Source organism: Cohnella baijiui (assembly GCF_020731285.1).
GTDB lineage: Bacteria > Bacillota > Bacilli > Paenibacillales > Paenibacillaceae > Cohnella.
Genome location: NZ_JAJFOW010000035.1, coordinates 56832 through 75268 on the forward strand (window position 1 = coordinate 56832; position 18437 = coordinate 75268).

At 64.2% G+C, this 18437-nt stretch carries 21 protein-coding genes; 1 reads left to right on the forward strand and 20 read right to left on the reverse strand.

Features of this window, described 5'->3' with window-relative positions; translation table 11 throughout:
- Positions 1 to 36 precede the first annotated feature (36 nt).
- The 3 genes from dprA to sucC form a co-directional block, all read right to left on the reverse strand.
- A complete protein-coding gene (dprA, locus tag LKX83_RS24565; protein WP_227885479.1) occupies positions 37 to 1140 on the reverse strand; it encodes a DNA-processing protein DprA in 1104 nt (367 codons plus the stop codon).
- Between the two features lie 161 nt (positions 1141 to 1301).
- Complete coding sequence (gene sucD / locus LKX83_RS24570; RefSeq protein ID WP_227885480.1) at positions 1302 to 2228, reverse strand: succinate--CoA ligase subunit alpha; 927 nt, start codon at positions 2226 to 2228, stop codon at positions 1302 to 1304.
- Between the two features lie 27 nt (positions 2229 to 2255).
- Positions 2256 to 3416: an ADP-forming succinate--CoA ligase subunit beta gene (sucC, locus tag LKX83_RS24575; protein WP_227885481.1), complete on the reverse strand. Its 1161-nt coding sequence runs from the start codon at positions 3414 to 3416 to the stop codon at positions 2256 to 2258.
- A gap of 360 nt (positions 3417 to 3776) precedes the next feature.
- Here sucC and LKX83_RS24580 point away from each other — a divergent pair, with 360 nt between their 5' ends.
- Positions 3777 to 3965: a hypothetical protein gene (locus LKX83_RS24580; protein WP_227885482.1), complete on the forward strand. Its 189-nt coding sequence runs from the start codon at positions 3777 to 3779 to the stop codon at positions 3963 to 3965.
- A gap of 153 nt (positions 3966 to 4118) precedes the next feature.
- On the opposite strand, the gene LKX83_RS24585 is transcribed toward LKX83_RS24580, so the two are convergent.
- From LKX83_RS24585 to LKX83_RS24665, 17 genes are all read right to left on the reverse strand, one after another.
- Positions 4119 to 5669, reverse strand: coding sequence for a YifB family Mg chelatase-like AAA ATPase (locus LKX83_RS24585; RefSeq protein WP_227885500.1), 1551 nt, complete (start codon positions 5667 to 5669; stop codon positions 4119 to 4121).
- 174 nt (positions 5670 to 5843) lie between these two features.
- A complete protein-coding gene (locus LKX83_RS24590; RefSeq protein ID WP_227885483.1) occupies positions 5844 to 6230 on the reverse strand; it encodes a YraN family protein in 387 nt (128 codons plus the stop codon).
- Positions 6231 to 6288: 58 nt separating this feature from the next.
- Positions 6289 to 6621, reverse strand: coding sequence for an EscU/YscU/HrcU family type III secretion system export apparatus switch protein (locus LKX83_RS24595; RefSeq protein WP_227885484.1), 333 nt, complete (start codon positions 6619 to 6621; stop codon positions 6289 to 6291).
- Positions 6618 to 8414, reverse strand: coding sequence for a hypothetical protein (locus LKX83_RS24600; RefSeq protein WP_227885485.1), 1797 nt, complete (start codon positions 8412 to 8414; stop codon positions 6618 to 6620). Before LKX83_RS24600 ends, LKX83_RS24595 begins: the two co-directional genes overlap by 4 nt.
- A gap of 64 nt (positions 8415 to 8478) precedes the next feature.
- The gene (locus LKX83_RS24605) at positions 8479 to 9228 is read right to left on the reverse strand and encodes a ribonuclease HII (RefSeq protein WP_227885486.1); all 750 of its coding nucleotides are present in this window, start codon (positions 9226 to 9228) and stop codon (positions 8479 to 8481) included.
- Between the two features lie 170 nt (positions 9229 to 9398).
- The gene (ylqF, locus tag LKX83_RS24610; protein ID WP_227885487.1) at positions 9399 to 10271 is read right to left on the reverse strand and encodes a ribosome biogenesis GTPase YlqF; all 873 of its coding nucleotides are present in this window, start codon (positions 10269 to 10271) and stop codon (positions 9399 to 9401) included.
- A 90-nt stretch (positions 10272 to 10361) separates the two neighbouring features.
- Positions 10362 to 11099: a signal peptidase I gene (lepB, locus tag LKX83_RS24615; RefSeq protein WP_227885488.1), complete on the reverse strand. Its 738-nt coding sequence runs from the start codon at positions 11097 to 11099 to the stop codon at positions 10362 to 10364.
- Positions 11100 to 11208: 109 nt separating this feature from the next.
- Positions 11209 to 11550: a 50S ribosomal protein L19 gene (gene rplS, locus LKX83_RS24620; RefSeq protein ID WP_227885489.1), complete on the reverse strand. Its 342-nt coding sequence runs from the start codon at positions 11548 to 11550 to the stop codon at positions 11209 to 11211.
- 206 nt (positions 11551 to 11756) lie between these two features.
- Positions 11757 to 12587 (reverse strand): tRNA (guanosine(37)-N1)-methyltransferase TrmD, encoded by an 831-nt coding sequence (trmD, locus tag LKX83_RS24625; protein WP_227885490.1) that lies wholly within the window; start codon positions 12585 to 12587, stop codon positions 11757 to 11759.
- A gap of 1 nt (position 12588) precedes the next feature.
- The gene (gene rimM, locus LKX83_RS24630; protein ID WP_227885491.1) at positions 12589 to 13110 is read right to left on the reverse strand and encodes a ribosome maturation factor RimM; all 522 of its coding nucleotides are present in this window, start codon (positions 13108 to 13110) and stop codon (positions 12589 to 12591) included.
- 131 nt (positions 13111 to 13241) lie between these two features.
- Positions 13242 to 13475 carry a KH domain-containing protein gene (locus tag LKX83_RS24635; protein ID WP_227885492.1) on the reverse strand — a complete coding sequence of 78 codons (234 nt, stop codon included), beginning with the start codon at positions 13473 to 13475 and terminating at the stop codon, positions 13242 to 13244.
- 27 nt (positions 13476 to 13502) lie between these two features.
- Positions 13503 to 13775: a 30S ribosomal protein S16 gene (rpsP, locus tag LKX83_RS24640; RefSeq protein ID WP_185673297.1), complete on the reverse strand. Its 273-nt coding sequence runs from the start codon at positions 13773 to 13775 to the stop codon at positions 13503 to 13505.
- Positions 13776 to 13830: 55 nt separating this feature from the next.
- Positions 13831 to 15213, reverse strand: a complete 1383-nt coding sequence (ffh, locus tag LKX83_RS24645; RefSeq protein WP_227885493.1) for a signal recognition particle protein — start codon at positions 15211 to 15213, stop codon at positions 13831 to 13833.
- Positions 15214 to 15264: 51 nt separating this feature from the next.
- The gene (ylxM, locus tag LKX83_RS24650; RefSeq protein WP_227885494.1) at positions 15265 to 15615 is read right to left on the reverse strand and encodes a YlxM family DNA-binding protein; all 351 of its coding nucleotides are present in this window, start codon (positions 15613 to 15615) and stop codon (positions 15265 to 15267) included.
- A gap of 115 nt (positions 15616 to 15730) precedes the next feature.
- Positions 15731 to 16564 (reverse strand): sugar phosphate isomerase/epimerase family protein, encoded by an 834-nt coding sequence (locus tag LKX83_RS24655; protein ID WP_227885495.1) that lies wholly within the window; start codon positions 16562 to 16564, stop codon positions 15731 to 15733.
- A 226-nt stretch (positions 16565 to 16790) separates the two neighbouring features.
- A complete protein-coding gene (locus tag LKX83_RS24660; protein WP_255654847.1) occupies positions 16791 to 17381 on the reverse strand; it encodes a nucleotidyltransferase family protein in 591 nt (196 codons plus the stop codon).
- Complete coding sequence (locus LKX83_RS24665; protein ID WP_227885497.1) at positions 17341 to 18372, reverse strand: XdhC family protein; 1032 nt, start codon at positions 18370 to 18372, stop codon at positions 17341 to 17343. Before LKX83_RS24665 ends, LKX83_RS24660 begins: the two co-directional genes overlap by 41 nt.
- Positions 18373 to 18437: the final 65 nt, after the last annotated feature.

The following is an 18437-nucleotide window of genomic DNA, read 5'->3' on the forward strand; positions in this document are numbered from 1 at the left end:
CCCTTGCCGCCGGCCGATCCGCGAGGGAGAGGCCGGTCAGAGGGCGTTATATACGGAACCGGGTTGCTGGTGAATTTTTCGCTTTATTTGTAAAGATAGCAGAACCGCGTGTAAAAGTCCAAACGTGAGCCCCGCTTCGATCGCCAACTCGTCGATCGAACGGGGGCCGTCGGTCAAGATTCGGTAGACGCGCGCTTCGTCAGGCGTCAGCTCCGGCGGCGCGATCTCCGCGCGGGGAGCGCCGAAAGGCGGCGCGGTTAAATAAGCCTGGTACTCGCCCAAAATGTCGCTCGCGTCGAGAACGGGCTTGGCGCTGTTTTCGCGAAGCCGATTAAGCGGCCCCCGGCTGCGTGGCGAATGGACGGGGCCCGGCACAACGAAGATGTCGCGATTGTACGAGGAGGCGAGATCGGCCGTGATGAGCGCTCCGCTGCGCTCGGCCGCCTCGACGACGACGACGCCCAGCGTCAGGCCTGCAATGATGCGATTGCGGAGCGGAAAGAGAGCTCGGCTAAGCGGCACGTCGGGGGGCGTCTCGGACAAGACGAGGCCGCCCTCAACGATCTGGCGGTACAGCGCGCGGTTCTCGGGCGGATACGGCGTATCGGCGGGCGAGCCGAGTACGGCGACGGTGCTGGCGTGCCCCTGGAGAGCGCCGAAATGGGCGGCGGCGTCGATCCCCTTGGCCATGCCGCTGACGACGGTCAGGCCGGCGCTGGCGCAGTCGGAGGCGAGTTCGGCGGCGACGCGGCGGCCGTAGGTGGTGGCGAGACGCGTGCCGACGATCGCCACCGCGGGCCGGTCCGCCAGCTCGAGGCGGCCGTAATAGTACAGCACCCAGGGGGCGTCCGCAATCTGCCGCAGACGGTCCGGATAAGCCGCGTCGAGCGCCGTAACGAACGACAGCCCCGTGCGCGCCCAGCGCCGGCGTCGCGCTTCCATGCGCGCTTCGCCGAGCTGTTCGACCGCCGCCTCCGCTTGCCTGGCTGTCAAGCCAAGGTCCCGCCAATCCCCTGCGCAGCGCTCGCGCGCGTCGCCTAATGCCGACCTGGCGAGCAGACGCTCGATCGTAAGCCTTCCAATTCCCGGCGTCTCGTGCAGGGCGACGAGCGTTTCGCGAATTTCTTCAATGGGTACCATTAGCGCCGCTCTCCTCCTTCTCGATCTCTTTTCCCTTTCGCATCACCGCGCGAAAGCAAACAAAAAGCAGCCTTCCGCGCCCCCTTGCGGGGAAACGTGGAAGGCTGCTTGCCTATCCCGGATAGGACCCGGCAACGAGCCGGATCAGCAAACCGTTCGAATTAGCTTTTGCATTTCTCGAGCAGGCCGCGCTCCTCGAGCACGCTCACGAGTGTCGCGCCCATGTCGGACGGCGTCGGAGCGACGCGGATGCCGCATTCCTCGAGCTTGGCGATCTTCTCGGCTGCGGTGCCTTTGCCGCCGGAGATGATGGCACCGGCATGGCCCATGCGCTTGCCGGGAGGCGCCGTCGCGCCGCCGATGAAGCCGACGACCGGCTTCGTCATGTTCGCCTTGATCCACTCGGCCGCTTCCTCTTCTGCGGTGCCGCCGATTTCCCCGATCATGATGACCGCGTACGTATCCGGGTCTTCATTGAACAGGTTCAGGATGTCGATGAACTCGGAGCCCTTGACCGGGTCGCCGCCGATGCCGACCGCGGACGACTGGCCGATGCCGCGGGTCGTCAGCTGGTGGACCGCTTCGTACGTCAGCGTGCCCGAGCGGGAAACAACGCCGACGTGGCCTTTTTTGTGGATATAGCCCGGCATGATGCCGATCTTGATTTCGTCCGGCGTGATGACGCCCGGGCAGTTCGGCCCGATGAGGCGCGTCTTCTTGCCTTCCATGTAGCGCTTCACCTTGATCATGTCGATGACCGGAATGCCCTCGGTGATGCAGATGACGAGATCGAGCTCGGCATCCACCGCTTCCAGGATGGAGTCGGCCGCGAACGGCGGCGCGACGTAGATGACCGAAGCCGTCGCGCCCGTAGCCGCTACCGCTTCGCGAACCGTATTGAAGATCGGCAGGGTCACCTTGGTGCCGTTCTCCAAATCGAAGTCGATGGTTTGGCCGCCTTTGCCCGGCGTTACGCCGCCGACCATTTGCGTGCCGTATTCAAGGGCGCCTTTGGCATGGAACGAACCCGTCGCTCCCGTGATGCCTTGGGTGATCACCTTCGTGTTTTTATCGATCAAAATGCTCATGACTTCACGCTCCCCGGTTCTCCCTAGTTATTTCACCAGCGCGACGATCTTTTGCGCGCCGTCGGACATGGAATCCGCAGCCACGATGTTCAGCCCGGAATTGTTCAAGATCTCTTTGCCCAGCTTGACGTTCGTGCCTTCGAGGCGCACGACGAGCGGCTTGTCCAGTCCAAGCTCGCGAGCTGCAGCCACGACGCCTTCGGCGATGATGTCGCACTTCATGATGCCGCCGAAAATGTTGACGAAGATGCCCTTCACGTTCGCGTCGGACAGAATGATCTTGAAGGCTTCCGTGACTTTCTCCTTCGTAGCGCCGCCGCCGACGTCCAGGAAGTTGGCCGGCTCTCCGCCGTAGTACTTGATAATGTCCATCGTCGCCATCGCGAGGCCGGCGCCGTTTACCATGCAGCCGATGTTGCCGTCGAGCGCGATGTAGCTCAGGTCGTACTTGGAAGCTTGGATTTCCTTTTCGTCCTCTTCGTCGAGGTCGCGGAGCTCCAGAATGTCCTTGTGGCGGAACAGGGCGTTAGAGTCGAAGTTCAGCTTCGCGTCCAGCGCCATAACGTCGCCGCCGCCCGTCACGACGAGCGGATTGATCTCGGCGATGGAGCAGTCTTTGTCGACGAACGCTTGGTACAGGGACAGCATGAATTTGGCCGCCTTGTTCACCAGCTCGTTCGGAATGTTGATCGCATATGCCAGGCGACGTGCTTGGAACGTCTGCAGACCGACGGCCGGATCGACGACTTCCTTGATGATCTTCTCCGGGGAATGTGCGGCGACTTCTTCGATCTCCGTGCCGCCTTCTTCCGAAGCCATCAGGACGACGCGACCGGTCGCGCGATCGACGACTACGCCGACGTAATATTCTTTCTTGATGTCGCAGCCTTCCTCGATGAGGAGGCGCTTCACTTCTTTGCCTTCCGGGCCGGTCTGGTGCGTGACCAATACCTTGCCGAGAATTTGCGAAGCATACTCGCGCACTTGGTCGAGGCTCTTCGCCACTTTGACGCCGCCGGCTTTGCCGCGGCCGCCCGCATGGATCTGCGCTTTGACGACGGTAACCGGCGAGCCGAGCTCTTCGGCGGCCTTCACCGCTTCGTCGACCGTGAACGCGACCTTGCCGCGAGGAACGGCTACGCCGTACTGTCTCAAGACTTCCTTGCCTTGATACTCATGAATATTCATGGCCAAGCATCCTCCCGTTTAACACGCATCTGAGAACCATTGGGTACTGCAATGAGTACCGAAACCTTACCTATTGTAACACTTTTTGTCCCGGGCTTCCTCTGTTTTTCATCAATTTATTAGATTCGTTTGGCAATGGTTTCATCTCATTGCGAGATGGGATTTGCGTGGAAACGTCCGGTTCGGCGAACGGTCCTCCGCTTGAATAGGGCGGGGAAAGCGGCCGCCTCCGGAGAATTGTCCGTACTTCGCGCGGGCCGGCTTCGGCCTGCTCCCAGGGGCGCTCCGCTTCTCTAAGCCTGCATATCTATGCTAAGGTTTATTCATGCAATTCCGAAAAATCGCGAAAGGAGACGCGCCGTGCTGTCCATTCTCTATCAACGATACAAGCTGATATTCTGGCCGCTGCTCGCCGCGGCTTTCGTTCTCGGAGCCTACTCCAAGCATCGGAGCGGACTCGACTGGCAGGCCGTCGTCAACCTTGTCGGCGCCAGCGTCAGCCTGGCGGTCTTCGTCATCGTTCTGATCCGGATCCTGCTGCGCAAGTAAAAACGGCTTTGCCGTCTTCCTAGACGGCGACACGTTTTTATCGTCGGTCATACAGAAATGGAAAGACGTGAAAACTTTTAAATTCTGTATGACCAAAAAAAGCGGCTAAGTCGTCTCCGCTTGCCGCGAATGTCGGCAGAGAGCGGGACTCCGTCAATTCGCGAGAGCGGTCTTGTCCAAACAGCGATACTGAATCGCCTCGGCGACGTGCTCGGCCTCGATCCGTTCCCGATCGGCCAAATCCGCGATCGTGCGGGACAGCTTCAGGATCCGGTCGTGCGCCCGAAAGCTTAAACCCAATTGCGCATAGACGCCGGAGAGAAGCGCCTCGGCTTCGGGGGCCAGTGCGGCATGCGCGGCCAGCAGTCGGCCGGACAGCTCACTGTTCCAGCGAATGCCTGCCCTTCGGTAGCGCTCCCGCTGGCGCGCGTAGGCGACGGCCAGTCGTTCCCGGGCCTCGGCGGACGTCATGCCGCCCGGCTCCCGCAAACGCGCCGTCTGCCTCGGGACTTCCACCTGGAGGTCGATCCGGTCGGTCAACGGCCCGGACATTCGCGAGCGGTATCGGGCGACGGCGGCCGCCGAACAAAGGCAAGGACGCTCGTTCGTCTCGGATCCCCAGTAGCCGCAAGGGCACGGATTCATCGACGCGGCGAGCACGAACGAAGCGGGAAAACGGGTCACGCCCCGCGCGCGCCCGATCGTCACGTGCCGGTCCTCGAGCGGCTGCCTCAGCGACTCCAGCGCGGTCCGGGAGAACTCCGGCAGCTCGTCCAGGAAGAGAACGCCATGGTGCGCAAGCGTTACCTCCCCCGGCTTCGGCACCGATCCTCCGCCGATCAGTCCCGCCCCCGAAATCGTATGATGCGGCGCGCGAAACGGCCGCCTCCGGAGAAGTCCGGACCGCGGACCGTTCAGCTTGCCGCTGACGCTGTAGATCTTCGTCACTTCCAGCGCCTCCTCGTCTCCCAGCTGCGGCAGCAGCGAGGGGAGCCGGCGGCAGAGCATCGTCTTGCCCGTGCCGGGCGGTCCCACAAACAGTAGGTTGTGCATGCCCGCGGCCGCGATGAGGAGCGCGCGCTTGCCTTGGGACTGCCCAACGACGTCGGCGAGATCGAGCTGTCCAGCCGCCTCCTCGTCGATCGAATCTATGCCCGACCCTGCCGACGCCTGCGCCTCGCCTTCCGCTTCGACGCCCGCTCCTCCTTCCCGCACCCAGCGGGACAGCGAAGAAAGACCGACGACCTCGACGCCGCCCAACAGACGCGCTTCCGATACGCTCGCCTGGGGCACGTAGACCCGGCTAAGCCCGGCCGCCCGCGCCCGCTCGACCATCGCAAGGACGCCCGGCACCGCCTTGACTTCGCCGCTCAGCGACAGCTCCCCGATCAATAGCGCGTCCCGAACCGCATCTGCGGCCAACTGGCCGCTGGCGCACAGAATGCCGGCCGCGATCGCGAGATCGAAGGCGCTCCCTTCCTTGCGGAGGTCCGCGGGTGCGAGGTTCACGGTGATGCGGTCGAGCGGGAACTTCATCCCGCCGTTCTGGATGGCCGACCGGACCCGGTCGACCGACTCCCGGACCGCCGGGTCGGGCAAGCCTACGACATGAACCTGGGGCAGACCCGAGGAAATGTGAACCTCCACCTCGATGAGCCGTCCCTCCACGCCGGCGACGCTGGCGCTCAGCATTCTCGCGTACATCACAAAAAAACACCCTCTCCGAAACGTCTTCTCGTTCCCGGAGCAAGGTGCTTCCTTACCGTCCGAAATATTGATTTACTCACAGTCTACTTGCCTGCGATGCGCTTGTCAACGGCGGAAATTCGGTCTCGCAAACGAATCCCGCCAGCTCCCCTTGGCCGCCTGTCCGCCCGTTCAAAACGCGCCCGGCAAATGCCGGAGCTCCGCCAGCTCGCCGGTAGCGGAGAACGTGACGGCGACGACGTCGAAGCGAACCGCGCGGTCCCGCTCTCGCAGCCGTTGGAGGTATGCTTGCGCGGTGGCGCGCACTTGAGCGCACTTGCGCGGGGTCACGGCCTCGACCGCCGTGCCGAAGCGTCCGCTCGCGCGCCGGGAGCGCACCTCGACGAAGACGAGCGTATCGCCGTCGAGCGCCACCAGATCGAGCTCGCCGATTCTGCAGCGCCAATTGCGCGAAATAATCCGGTAGCCGAGGCCGGACAAATGGCCGGCCGCCGCCGATTCGGCGGCGATGCCGCGCGCCCGTCTTCCGTCGCCGGCGCTTTTCTCCCCGAAGCCCACGGTTCCCCGCTCCTTTCTGTCTTCAACGGCCCTTTCGCACGGTTCAACGTTCATGCCGCTAGAGCCAGCCGTCGTCCGGTCCCTTCAAGCCCGCCCGCCGGTCGGACCGGTAAACGAAGCTCAGCACCTCGGCCACCAGCCTGTAAAGTTCTGGAGGTATTTCCTGCTGCAGCTCGAGCTTGGACAGCACCTCGACGAGCGAGGCGTCCTCCTGGACGGGGACGCCGTTGTCCTGTGCCCGGCGCAAAATTTCGTCGGCGATGACGCCCTGGCCTTTGGCCACGACGATCGGAGCCGTGCCTTGCTCGGCGTCGTACTTCAGCGCGACCGCTCGGCGCGGCAGCGTCCGCGGCGGCTGGTCGCCGCCGGGCGATTGCGAAGAGGCGCTCATGCTCGGTAATCCACCCCTCTATAGGGCTTCGCTGCGTAGGCCGCCGTCCCCGCCAGCTCAGGCCTGGGCGGCGCAGCTCCGGCCTCCGGCGCTTCGCCGCCGGTACCGAGCTCCGCCGGTTTGGGATAGGGCGCCGCCGTGAGGGATAGAAGCCGGTATCCCGCCTCCTGCAAACCGGCGGCCGCTTCCCCGCGGGCGGCCTCCACCAGCTCCGCGACCCAAGGCCGATCGTTCAGCAGCCGGAGCGACACCGCCTTGTCGACGACCTGCACGTCGACGAGCGTATCGCCGAGGTGCCGCATCTTCAGATCGAACAGCAGCCGGCAGTTGCTCGCGTCCCATTCGCCCTTGCGTCCGCGCCGCGTCTCGACGCGCACGGTGGCGGTCGTGTCGCCGTCCTGTCCGCGAAGCGGAATGAACAGCGTCATGTGGCTCATCATCGCCGTGTTTTGCCGTTCGGCGGACAGCAGGAGCTGCTGGCCCGTAATCTGCTGCGCAAGCCCTTGGGCGGCTTCCTTGAGCGCAGGCGGCGCGTCGTCCATTGCGGCCAGCGCGAGCAGCGCGCCCTTCAGCGTGTCGCCCGTCGGAGCGGGCTGGCCCGGCTGGCCGGGGCCGGCGTTGGGCGTCTCCGCGCCCGGGCCTCCCGCTCCCGTAACCGCGTGCCGCTCGTGTCCCGTTCCGAGCCACTGCAGAAACCGCTCGATCCACGCGCCGTCCTTGCGGTCTGCGGTTCCGGCCGCCGCCGTCCGGCCGGCGTGCGCCGACGTATCCGCGCCAGCCCGGGCACCCGCGGCCGCACTTTCACTGTCGGGCGCCGCGCTTTCCGCCGCCTTGGCGGCTAAGTTCCCCTTCGCCGCGCCGTCCGCGGCGGAGCCGGCACCCAGGGGCGCCTGCGGGGCTGGCGACGCGCCACCGTACGCCTGTCCTGCGGCAGGCATCGCCGCCGCTGCCGCGGCAGGCCCGGCTGCTCGCGACGCCGGGCTTGCGGCCGTCTGCTGCGCCTCTCCCTGCGCCCGCTGCCCAGCTGCCGTCGCCGCCTCTCTCGGCAGCTCCCCGCCTGCCGAGCGCCCGCCCGCCGGCTCCTGCGGGCCGTCGGTCCACAATGCCTCGCCTCCGCGGGCAAGCAGCGCCATGCCGTCCGCCAACAGCCGTCCGACCCGCCCTGCCGCTTGCGCCGTCTCCGACGACGGATCCATCTCGGCCAGCGAAGCTTCAACGACCGCGGCCATTTGACGAAGCTGCTCGTGCAGCGGCGGTCCATACAGCGCCTGCCGCAGCGATGCGATCGTCGTCTCCGTCGGCGGCAAGCCCCGCCGGAACGCGACGCCCGCCGCATTCATCCAGCGCTCGGCGTCTTCGCCGGGCGGCATCGCGTCGCCCGCTTGGGCGAACCACTGCGCCGTCTCCCGCCCGGTCGGATAGCCATCCCGCTTTAAGCCGCTGAGCAGCTCGAAGCTCCAGCGCTGATCCGGCAGCCCAAACGCCTTCACGCTTTCCCGCACGCTCGCCTCTGCCTGCGCAGCGGTCGGGTCCGCGAGCGGCTTCAGCGAAACGAGGCCGCCTTTTGCCTGCGGCTGCACCTGCAGCAGCGTGCCTTGCCCGACCGGGAGGTCGGCGTCGAGCTTGGCCCGAACCGGCATGCCGTTAATGTTGATGAGCGCCTCCTGGTTGTCGAGGATCTCCAGAAGTACACCCCGGACGATCTGCCCGACGCGCAGCTCCAGCGCCTTGGCGTCGCCCGGCTGACTGTCTTTCAGCATTGCGCGCACGATCGAAGCGACGTTCACGTCCATGGCCCTCTCTCCTCTTTCGCAGCGATCTTCTTCTCTTATGTATCGGGCGACGAACGCCTTTGCATTAGAACAACGCCTGTTGTTCCGCGAAAAGGCCGTTCAGGAACGAGCGCCTGTGCATCGGCGTCGGTCCCAGCTGCAGCAGCGCTTCGCGGTGCTGCTTGGTGGCGTAGCCTTTGTGCGCACCGATCCCGTAGCCGGGATACAGCGCCTCCCACGTTTCGGCGCACAGCCGATCGCGGGTCACCTTGGCCACGATCGAAGCGGCGCCGATCGACTGGCTGCGGGCGTCCCCCTTCACGATGGCCGTCTGGGCGATCGGAAGGGGGACGGACTCCGCGTCGACCAGCAGATGATCCGGCGCGGCGCCGAGCCCTTCGACCGCCAGCTTCATCGCCAGCCGCGACGCCTGCCGGATGTTGATGCGGTCGATCGTTTCCGCGTCGACGCGACCGACGCCCCAAGCGACCGCATGGGCGAGAATCTCTTCGTAGAGCGCCTCTCTTTTTTTCTCGCTGAGCTGCTTCGAATCGTCGATCCCATCCAGGATGAGCCCCGGGGGCAGGATGACGGCCGCCGCTACGACGTCGCCGAACAGGCAGCCGCGGCCCACTTCGTCCACGCCCGCGATCCCCGTCGCGCCCGACGTCCACAGCGGACGCTCGAACGCCAGCCGATCGGCTTCCGGCTCCGCTTCTTTCGCGACCCGCGCCCGTTTCGAAGTTCGCGCCCCCTTCTCCGGATTGGCAGAAAAACCTGCGAGGATCCGATCTTCGAAAAACGGTTCGTCTATGTAAACCTTCTCGTCCGCCAACGCCATACCATCCTTTTATGTACGAGCTGCCGCTCTTTTTCTCCATTGTCCGACAAGCCGGGCGATCCGGCAACCCTTGGCGGCCAAATTCCTAAACTTGCATGCCTTTTTCGCGCAAAACGAAGCTCCCCCTCGGACGGCAAGCGCCGTTGAGGGGGAGCTGGATGAAGCTAAACCGGGTCGCCCGGCAGCTCCAGCGTGATGCGCCCGAGCTTGCCGGAGCGCAGATCGCGCAGCAGTACGCCGGCGGCTTTCTCGTAGTCGATGTGTCCGCCGCTGCCCAGGCAGCCGCGGCGCCGGCCGATTTCTTCAAGCACGGGAACGGCCGTCGCGACGTCCGGGATGTCCGCAGGGAGCTCGGATAGGCCGTACCGCTCCCGGAGCGTTTCGCCGTAGGCGGCGGACAAGTGCCGCAAGACGAAGCACGCGACCTCGTCAATATGCAGCACTTCCTCCTTGATCGCGCCGGTGGCGGCCAACCGGAAGCCGACCTCCGGGTCCTCGAACTTCGGCCAGAGGATGCCGGGCGTGTCGAGCAGCTCGAGGCCGCTGCCCGTGCGAATCCACTGCTGTCCCTTGGTCACGCCGGGACGGTCGCCCGTCGCGGCCGCGCTGCGCCCCGCCAGCTTGTTGATCAGCGTCGACTTGCCGACGTTCGGGATGCCGACGATGAGCGCCCGCGAAGGACGGGGCTTCATCCCCTTGGCGATTTGCCGTTCGATCTTCTCCTGGAGCAGCGACTGCACCCGGGTACCGATCTCCCGCACGCCGGTGCCCGTGTTCGCGTCGATCGCGAGCACGCTATGGCCGAGCGCCTTGAAATGTTCGCCCCACCAGACGTTCGCCTCGGGGTCTGCCAGATCCGCCTTGTTCAGCAGGACGAGGCGCGGCTTGGCGCCCACGATCTCGTCGATCATCGGATTGCGGCTCGACTCGGGAATGCGTGCGTCGAGCAGCTCGAACACGACGTCGATGAGCTTCAGTTTTTCTTGGATTTGCCGTTTGGCCCGGGTCATGTGTCCCGGGAACCATTGGATCGTCATGATACGCCCTCCGGCCGCGCCGACCGGCGAGTTCTCTTAAGGTCGCGCGGCGTTCCCAGCTTGTCCGCGGCCCGCGCCGTCAAGGCGCCCTTAATAGCCGCGGCCGATATATTGAATTTTCCCTAACGGCCAGAAGATCAATTCCGCCCTGCCTACAACCCGGCTGATCGGCACGTAGCCGATCATGCGGCTGTCCTTGGAGTCCGGACGGTTGTCGCCCATGACGAACAGCGAGCCTTCGGGCACGGTGCCTTCCGGAATGATGTCGTTCGGGAAGTCGCTGTGGTCGGACGGCTCGTTGTAGAGCCCGCCCGCGTTGTGCGCTTTCTCGTACGTCTTGGCTAAATACGGCTCCGCGATCTTGTCGCCGTTGACGTAGACGTCGTCCCCTTCGACCTTGATCGTGTCGCCGGGCACGCCGATGACGCGTTTGATGTAGTCACGACCCTCGTCGGGCACGTGAAACACGATGACTTCGCCGGCGTGCGGTTTGCGGATGTCGTAGATCACCTTGTTTACGATGATCCGCTCGCCGTTCCAGAAGTTCGGCTGCATCGAAGGCCCGTCCACGATGAACGGATTAAACAACAGCCAACGGATGACGATGACGAGGATGCCGGCGATGACGAGCGCCTTCACCCATTCCATCACTTCTTTGCCGACTTTGGATTCGCCCGATTTCTTCGGGCCCTCCGGTCCGCCCTGACCGCCCTCCGGCGCGGAAGGCGCCTGCCCTTCCGGCGCGTCGGCGCGTGCTTCGTTCGCCGCCGGGGCGACGGTCTGGGAATCGGATTTGGGTTCGTCGTTCCAGTCCCGCGATTGATCCATAAGGGGTTCGCCTCTTTCTGGCACCTTCCGAGTGATGTGTCGGCGGAATGATCCGACTCAGGAGAATGCAAAAGAGGGCTTGAACACCGCCAAGCCCCCTCGCGTTTGCTTATCGAATTTCTTTGATGCGGGCTGCTTTGCCGCGCAGGTTGCGCAGGTAATACAGCTTCGCACGGCGAACTTTACCGCGGCGCGCCACTTCGATCTTATCGATGCGGGGCGAATGAACCGGGAACGTCCGCTCGACGCCGACGCCGTACGAGATTTTACGAACCGTAAACGTCTCGCTGATGCCGCCGCCGCGACGCTTGATGACGACGCCTTCGAACAGCTGAACGCGTTCGCGGGAACCCTCGACGACTTTCACGTGAACTTTCAGCGTGTCGCCGGGACGGAACGCAGGCACGTCTTTGCGCAGTTGCTCTTGCGTAATCGCTTGGATCAGACTCATTGGGGTTTCCCCTCCTTCCACCATAGACGTTCTTGCCACTCCGCGAATTCTCGGGGAATTCGGATCGACGCGCGCAGAGGACCGCCCGATTAGGAATGCGGATGCTGCGGACTCGTCCGCAGAAGCATCGGCATACACAACATTTGAAATTTTAACACACTCGCCCAGCGAATTCAACCGGAAGTTCAAGCGCCGGACAAGGGCTTTTACCGGCCGCTTTCGCCCGCGGCCTCGCCGTCTTCGGCGCCCTCCGCCAAAGACGGCCGCGCCTTCGCCGAAAGCTCGCGCTGTTCCGCGAGCCACGCCCGCTCCTTCGGCGTCAGTTCCGCTCCCTCAAGCAACTCCGGACGTCGTTCCAGCGTGCGCAGGAGCGACTGCCGCCGCCGCCACTTGTCGATTTCCGCATGATGGCCGGACAAAAGTACATCCGGCACCGTCATCCCCCGGAAATCGACCGGGCGCGTATAATGCGGGTATTCCAACAGCCCGTCGCTGAACGAGTCCCGCACGGCGGACGTCTCGTTGCCAAGCACGCCGGGCAGCAGCCGGACCACCGCGTCGACGACGACCATCGCCGGGAGCTCTCCGCCGGTAAGCACGTAATCGCCGATCGACAGCTCGTCCGTGACGAGGTGCCGGCGAATGCGCTCGTCGTAGCCCTCGTAGTGACCGCAGATGAAGATCAGGTGCTCCTCCGCCGCCAGCTCCTGCGCCTTGCGCTGCGAGAACGGCGCTCCCTGCGGGCACATGAGGATGACTCGGGGCGGTCGGGATCCTTCGTCCGCGGCATCCGCCGCGCCGGACCGCCGCGTGACGACGTCCTCAACCGCGCCGAAGATCGGCTCCGCCTTCAGCACCATGCCGCCTCCGCCCCCGTAGGGCGTATCGTCCACGGTATTGTGCTTGTTGTTCGCGTAATCCCGGAAGTTCACCGTGTGCAGCGACACAAGGCCGCGCTCTTTGGCTTTGCCGAGGATGCTGCTGCCGAAGACGCCCTCGAACATTTCCGGGAACAGCGTCAGCACGTCGATCCGCATGTCAAAGCAGCCCTTCCATCAAATGTACTTTGACGATCCGGCCGGCCACGTCGACATCGAGCACGACGTCGTCGATGAAAGGGATCAGCACGTCCGTACCTTTGGGACGCTTCACGACCCAGACGTCGTTCGCGCCCGGCGACAGGACGTCCGCGACCACGCCGATCGTCTCTCCCTCGTCGGAGACGACCGAGCAGCCGATAATATCGCTCAAGTAGTATTCGCCTTCCTCGAGCTCCACGCGCTCCTCGGCGGTCACCTTCAGCTCCCAGCCTTTGAATTGCTCCGCGTAGTTGATGTCGTCCCAGCCCTTCAGCTTGACGATGAAGACGTTCTTCTGCTCTCTCGCGCGCTCCACCTCGACGCCGAACGGCTCGCCGCGCTCCGGCGGCACGAGCTGCAAGCGGCTTCCGGCGCGGAACCGCACGTCCGGAAAGTCGGTCGACGGGTACACCTTGATCTCGCCCCGGACCCCGTGGGTATTGACGATTTTGCCGACGTTTAACCATTGCTGTTCCGCCACGGAAGCAGCCTCCTTTGAATCGATGAGGATGGTGGAAAGCAGTCGATGCCGCGCCTTCCGGATTTAGGATCACCCGAACGGCGCGAAAAAAAAGGCCCGGACGGGCATCGCCCGCGCCCCGGACCCTTTGGCTATTCCGATACGATGTCCACGATGACGCGCTTCCGCTCCTTAACCGAAGCGGAAGTAACGACTGTACGCAGCGCCTTGGCGATGCGCCCCTGCTTGCCGATGACTTTGCCGACATCGCCCGGATGAACGGAAAGCTCGTACACCAGGCCTCTCGCGTCTTCCCTGACCTGAATCTGCACGTCTTCCGGATGATCCACCAACGCCCGGGCGATAACCCGAATCAGTTGTTCCATGGTCTATGCCTCCGGGAATGAGACGTCTTACTTCGAGAGCTTGGATTCGTGGAATTTTTTCAGAACGCCTGCATTGCTCAGAAGATTGCGGACCGTATCGGACGCTTGCGCGCCGGATTGCAGCCATTTCAGCGCTTTCTCCTCGTCGATCTTCACTTCGGCCGGTTGAGCGACCGGGTTATAGATGCCGATCTCTTCGATGAAGCGGCCGTCGCGCGGGGAACGGGAGTCCGCGACCACGACGCGATAGAAAGGGGCTTTGTGGGCGCCCATGCGTTTCAGACGGATGCGAGTTGCCATTGTTAACATTCACCTCCTTGACTTAATCAACGATCGGGCAACCTAACGCGAGCGGTTAGAAAGGAAACTTCATTTTGCCGCCCTTGCCTCCGAGGAGGTTTTTCAGGCCTTTCATGCCGCCCTTCGGACCTTTCGGCCCCATCATGCCCGAGAACTGCTTCATCATCTTCTTCATGTCCTCGAACTGCTTGAGCAGCCGGTTCACGTCGGCGAGCGTCGTGCCGCTGCCGGCCGCGATCCGCTTGCGGCGGCTGTAGTTGATGATGTCGGGCTTCTGCTTCTCCACCTTCGTCATCGACTTGGCGATCGCCTCGGTGCGGGCGATTTGCTTTTCGTCGATTTTGAAGTTCGGGTTCGCCTTCAGCTTGTTCATGCCCGGCATCATGTCGAGCAGCTGATCGAGCGGACCCATCTTGCGCACTTGCTCCATCTGCTCCAGGAAGTCGTCGAAAGTGAACTCGGCGGTGCGCATCTTGCGCTCCATCTCTTTCGCCTTTTCCTCGTCGATGTTGGACTGCGCCTTCTCGATCAGCGACAGCATGTCGCCCATTCCGAGAATTCGCGAAGCCATCCGGTCCGGGTGGAACGCCTCCAGTTGATCGATCTTCTCGCCCGTGGAGGCGAACTTGATCGGGCAGCCGGTAACGGCCTTGACCGACAGCGCGGCGCCGCCGCGGGTGTCGCCGTCGAGCTTCGTCAGCACGACGCCCGTCAGCGCGAGCTGCTCGTGGAAGCTCTTCGCCACGTTGACGGCTTCCTGGCCGGTCATCGCGTCGACGACGAGCAGCACTTCGTCCGGTTTCACGGCGTCATGGATTTGTTTGATCTCTTCCATGAGCGCTTCGTCGATCTGCAGGCGGCCGGCGGTATCGATCAGGACGTAGTCGTTGCCCTGCTCCTTGGCCTGCTGCACGCCTTGCCGCGCGATCTCGACCGGGCTCACCTGGTCGCCCATCGTGAAGACGGGGACTTGGATCTGATCGCCGAGCACCTGCAGCTGCTTGATCGCGGCGGGACGGTAGATGTCGCCCGCGACGAGCAGCGGCTTGTGATTTTGCGATTGGAGCAGCTTGGCCAGCTTGCCGGTGAGCGTCGTCTTGCCCGCGCCCTGCAGACCGGCCATCAGCACGACCGTCGGAGGACGGTTCGACTTGGCCAGCTTCGACTGCGTGCCGCCCATCAGCTCGATGAGCTCCTTGTGCACGATGTCGACGACGACCATTCCCGGTGTAAAGCTCTTCGTGACCTCTTGGCCGACGGCTTTCTCCTTGACCTTGGAGATGAAGTCCTTCACGACCTTGAAGTTTACGTCGGCTTCGAGCAGCGCGAGGCGCACCTCGCGCATCGCTTCGTTGACGTCGTCTTCCGACAGCTTGCCTTTGCCCCTGAGCTTGCCGAATACGTTCTGCAAGCGGGTTGTCAATCCTTCAAACGCCATAGGCCGATCCCCCCTTCGTCGAAAAGGATGTCTATTGTAGATCTCAATCGGTTATTCCGAGCCCCGCAGCATCGTCGCGGTCTCGGCGAGTTTCCGCCGCCACTCGTCCGGCAGCGCGTCGATCTGCCGCTCCAGGAGGCTGAGCCCCTCCTGCAGCCGCTCGTGCCGAGAGACGAGTCCGAGCTTGCGCTCGTACGACTCCAGCACCTGCTCCGCGCGCTTCAGATGCTCGTATACCGCCTGGCGGCTGACGCCCGCGTCGGCGGCGATCTCTCCGAGCGAATAATCGTCGTGGAAGTAATATTTCAGGAACGTCTGCTGCTTCTCCGTCAGCAAAGGGCCGTAGAAGTCGAACAGGATGTTCACCCGAGTCGTCTTGGCGAGCGCGTTGTCCCCGTGCACAAAGGTCACTCCTTTGTCTGCTGTCAAGGGAAACCACTTTACAGCCTAACTTCGCTCCTTATGTTACGCAATCGCGGATCGGATGTCAAGGCCTGAACCTTAACAGGAGATCCGTCTACAGTGCAACCCCGATTTCGTTCGCGACTTGGCGGATATAGGCCGCCCCTTCGGCGCACTCCTCGGCATTCTGCAGATGCTCGATGATGAGCGGCGTGTCGGGGTCAAGCTTGCTCAGCTCGCGCAGAAACGTCCGGTAGTCCAACGCCCCCCGTCCGGGGACGACTTCCTCCAGACGAACCGTAAGCTGGCCGGCAAGACGAATGTCCTTGGCGTGGCAATTCCGGATATGCGGCCCCAGCTTCGCGAAAAAGTCGCGGATCATTTCGCCGTTGCGATAATAGACGCGCGGGCTCGAGATCATGTTGACCGGATCAAGATGTACGCCGAACATCGGGCGGTCGATCGCCCGCAGCAGCGCCAAGTACGTATCGGCCGAATCCGGGAATATCCACGGCATCGTCTCCAGAGCGAAAAACGTACGCTTCGGCTGTACCTCGTCGATGATTTCGCGGACCGTGTCGACGATCCGTTCGAACGTCTCGTCCGAGAAATTGTCCGGATGCGGCCCGTCCCACTGCTCGCCGCGCGAGCCTGCGATGTTCACGCAGCAGCGGGCGCCCACCGTCTCCGCTATGGCGAGCTGCCGCTTGCTGTGCGCCAGCGCTGCTTCGCGCACCTGCGCGTCGGGGCTGATCGGGTTGCTCCAGGCGCCGACTTCGGATATCGCGATGTCGTGCTTGACCGCCACCTCCATGAAGGACTTCACCTCCGCCTCGCCCGCATCGGCGCCCACCGGACAGATCGCCGCCCGAAAGCCGGCGTCCCGCACCGCTCTCGCCCATTTCTCCGGGTCCCGCAGGTCCCCGAACAGCTGTCCGCCCAATCTCATGAGCTTCTCCCCCTGTTTCTTCATTAAACATTGGTTTGGTCGCGTTGATAGTCGATGCTTGCTGCGTTCCGTTCTCAAGTCCGTCATAGATCGCGAGCGAACGAACGGCCTGCCGGCAGCGGATCGCGTGCCGCAGGTCCTCCCGTTGTTTACGGCCAAGCGGTCTTAAGGTTGCAGCCGGTCTAGCCTCATTTAGTCGATTTTTTTCGATCATCCCAGCGGAAAGTCACCGGAACTCTCCGCTTCCGCACATTCGCGCGTACGACTTGATCGCCGACCGCCACGCTTCGGGGGTGTCTACGTCCAAGGCCGAAACGACCCCATCCACCGCCAACGTCCGGCCGCGCCAGGTCCCGTCCGACAGCAGCGCACGGGCGCCGCGGTCACCTGACAAGCCAGCGAGCGCCGGGAACATCCGCCGGGCAAATATCGCGGGCGGCGCGTCGTAGGATCCGCCGTATCGGCAAGCCGCGAAGTCGAGCGCCGGATCCGCGGAAGCAGCCTCCGACAGCGCTCGCAAATCTTCCGGCCGCACGAAGGGCTGGTCCGCCAGAACGATCATCACGGCGTCGGCTCCCGCCGCTTCCGCGGCACGCACGCCGCAGCGGATCGAAAACGACAGGCCGCCGTCCGCATCGGGGCAAGGCAGCCGTTGCACCTCGCCGCGGGCGACCGCTTCCGCCATCCAGCCGCACGGATCGTCCGGCCGGACGACGACGAACACCGGCGCCGCTCCGCAGGCGAGCAGGCTTCGCAGCGCGAACGCGCCGAGCGGCTTACCCGGGGCAAGCTCCAGGGACAGCTTGAGTCGCCCCATGCGCCTGCTCGCCCCGGCCGCCAAATAAAGCCCCGCGATCCGCATGCGCCTCGACCTCCCTCCTGCGTCCCCTGCGAACGGCTACGAGCTCCGCCGCGATGCTGACCGCGATCTCCTCCGGCCCTTCGGCGCCAATCGGAAGGCCGACCGGCGCCCGGACGAAAGGCGGCATCGGCAAGCCGTCGAACAAATGGCGGATGCGCCTGGAGGATCCCATCACGCCGACGTATGCCGGCTGCCTCGGCAGCAGCGCCTCGATCATCGCACGGTCCCGCCGCAGCTGATGGCCGCACACGACGACGTAATCCGACGCTCCGATGCCGAGCGCATCCGCGATCTCTTCGGCCGAGCCCGCAACCATTTCGGCGTCTGGAAAACGCGCCGCCGAGAGGAGCTCCTCCCGCCAGTCGGCCACCGCCAGCCGGAAGCCGAGCGGGGCGGCCAGCCGGCAGATCGGGTCCGCGTCTGCGCCCGCGCCGAACAACACAAGACGGTCCATCGGCGCAAGCCGCCAGATGAATCCCGTTTCGGGCCGCTCGCCCTCCCCCTCCGCAGGGAGATCCGCCGACAGCCGGTACGCCAGCTCCCGGCCCTTCCTCTCGCGAAGCAGCCGTACCGCTTCACCCCGTCGCACCCGGTCCCGCGCTTCCGTCAGCACGCGGCGGAGCTCTCCGGCCACGGCTTCGAGCAGCACCTCGATCACGCCGCCGCAACCGACCGCTTCGCCCCACATCGCATCCGTCTCCGAACGCATGTCGTAGCGCACGATCTCGCATTCACCCGACGTCCAGACGGCTCGCGCCCGCTCCTCCAGATCCGTCTCGAGGCAGCCGGGGCTGATGGTGCCGAATCGCGCTTCCGCTTGGTCCGGCAGGAGCAGCATCGTCGCGCCCGCCTTGCGGTACGCATGCCCTTCCACCCTGACGACGGTCGCCAGCACGGCGGGACCTTCGCCGCGCAGCGCCCGTTCCGCGATCACGATCGCCTCCATGACGTTTCCTCCTCGTATAGTATCTTTTGAAAGCTCTTTTGCGCCCGTTTCCAGCCCCCGAGGGG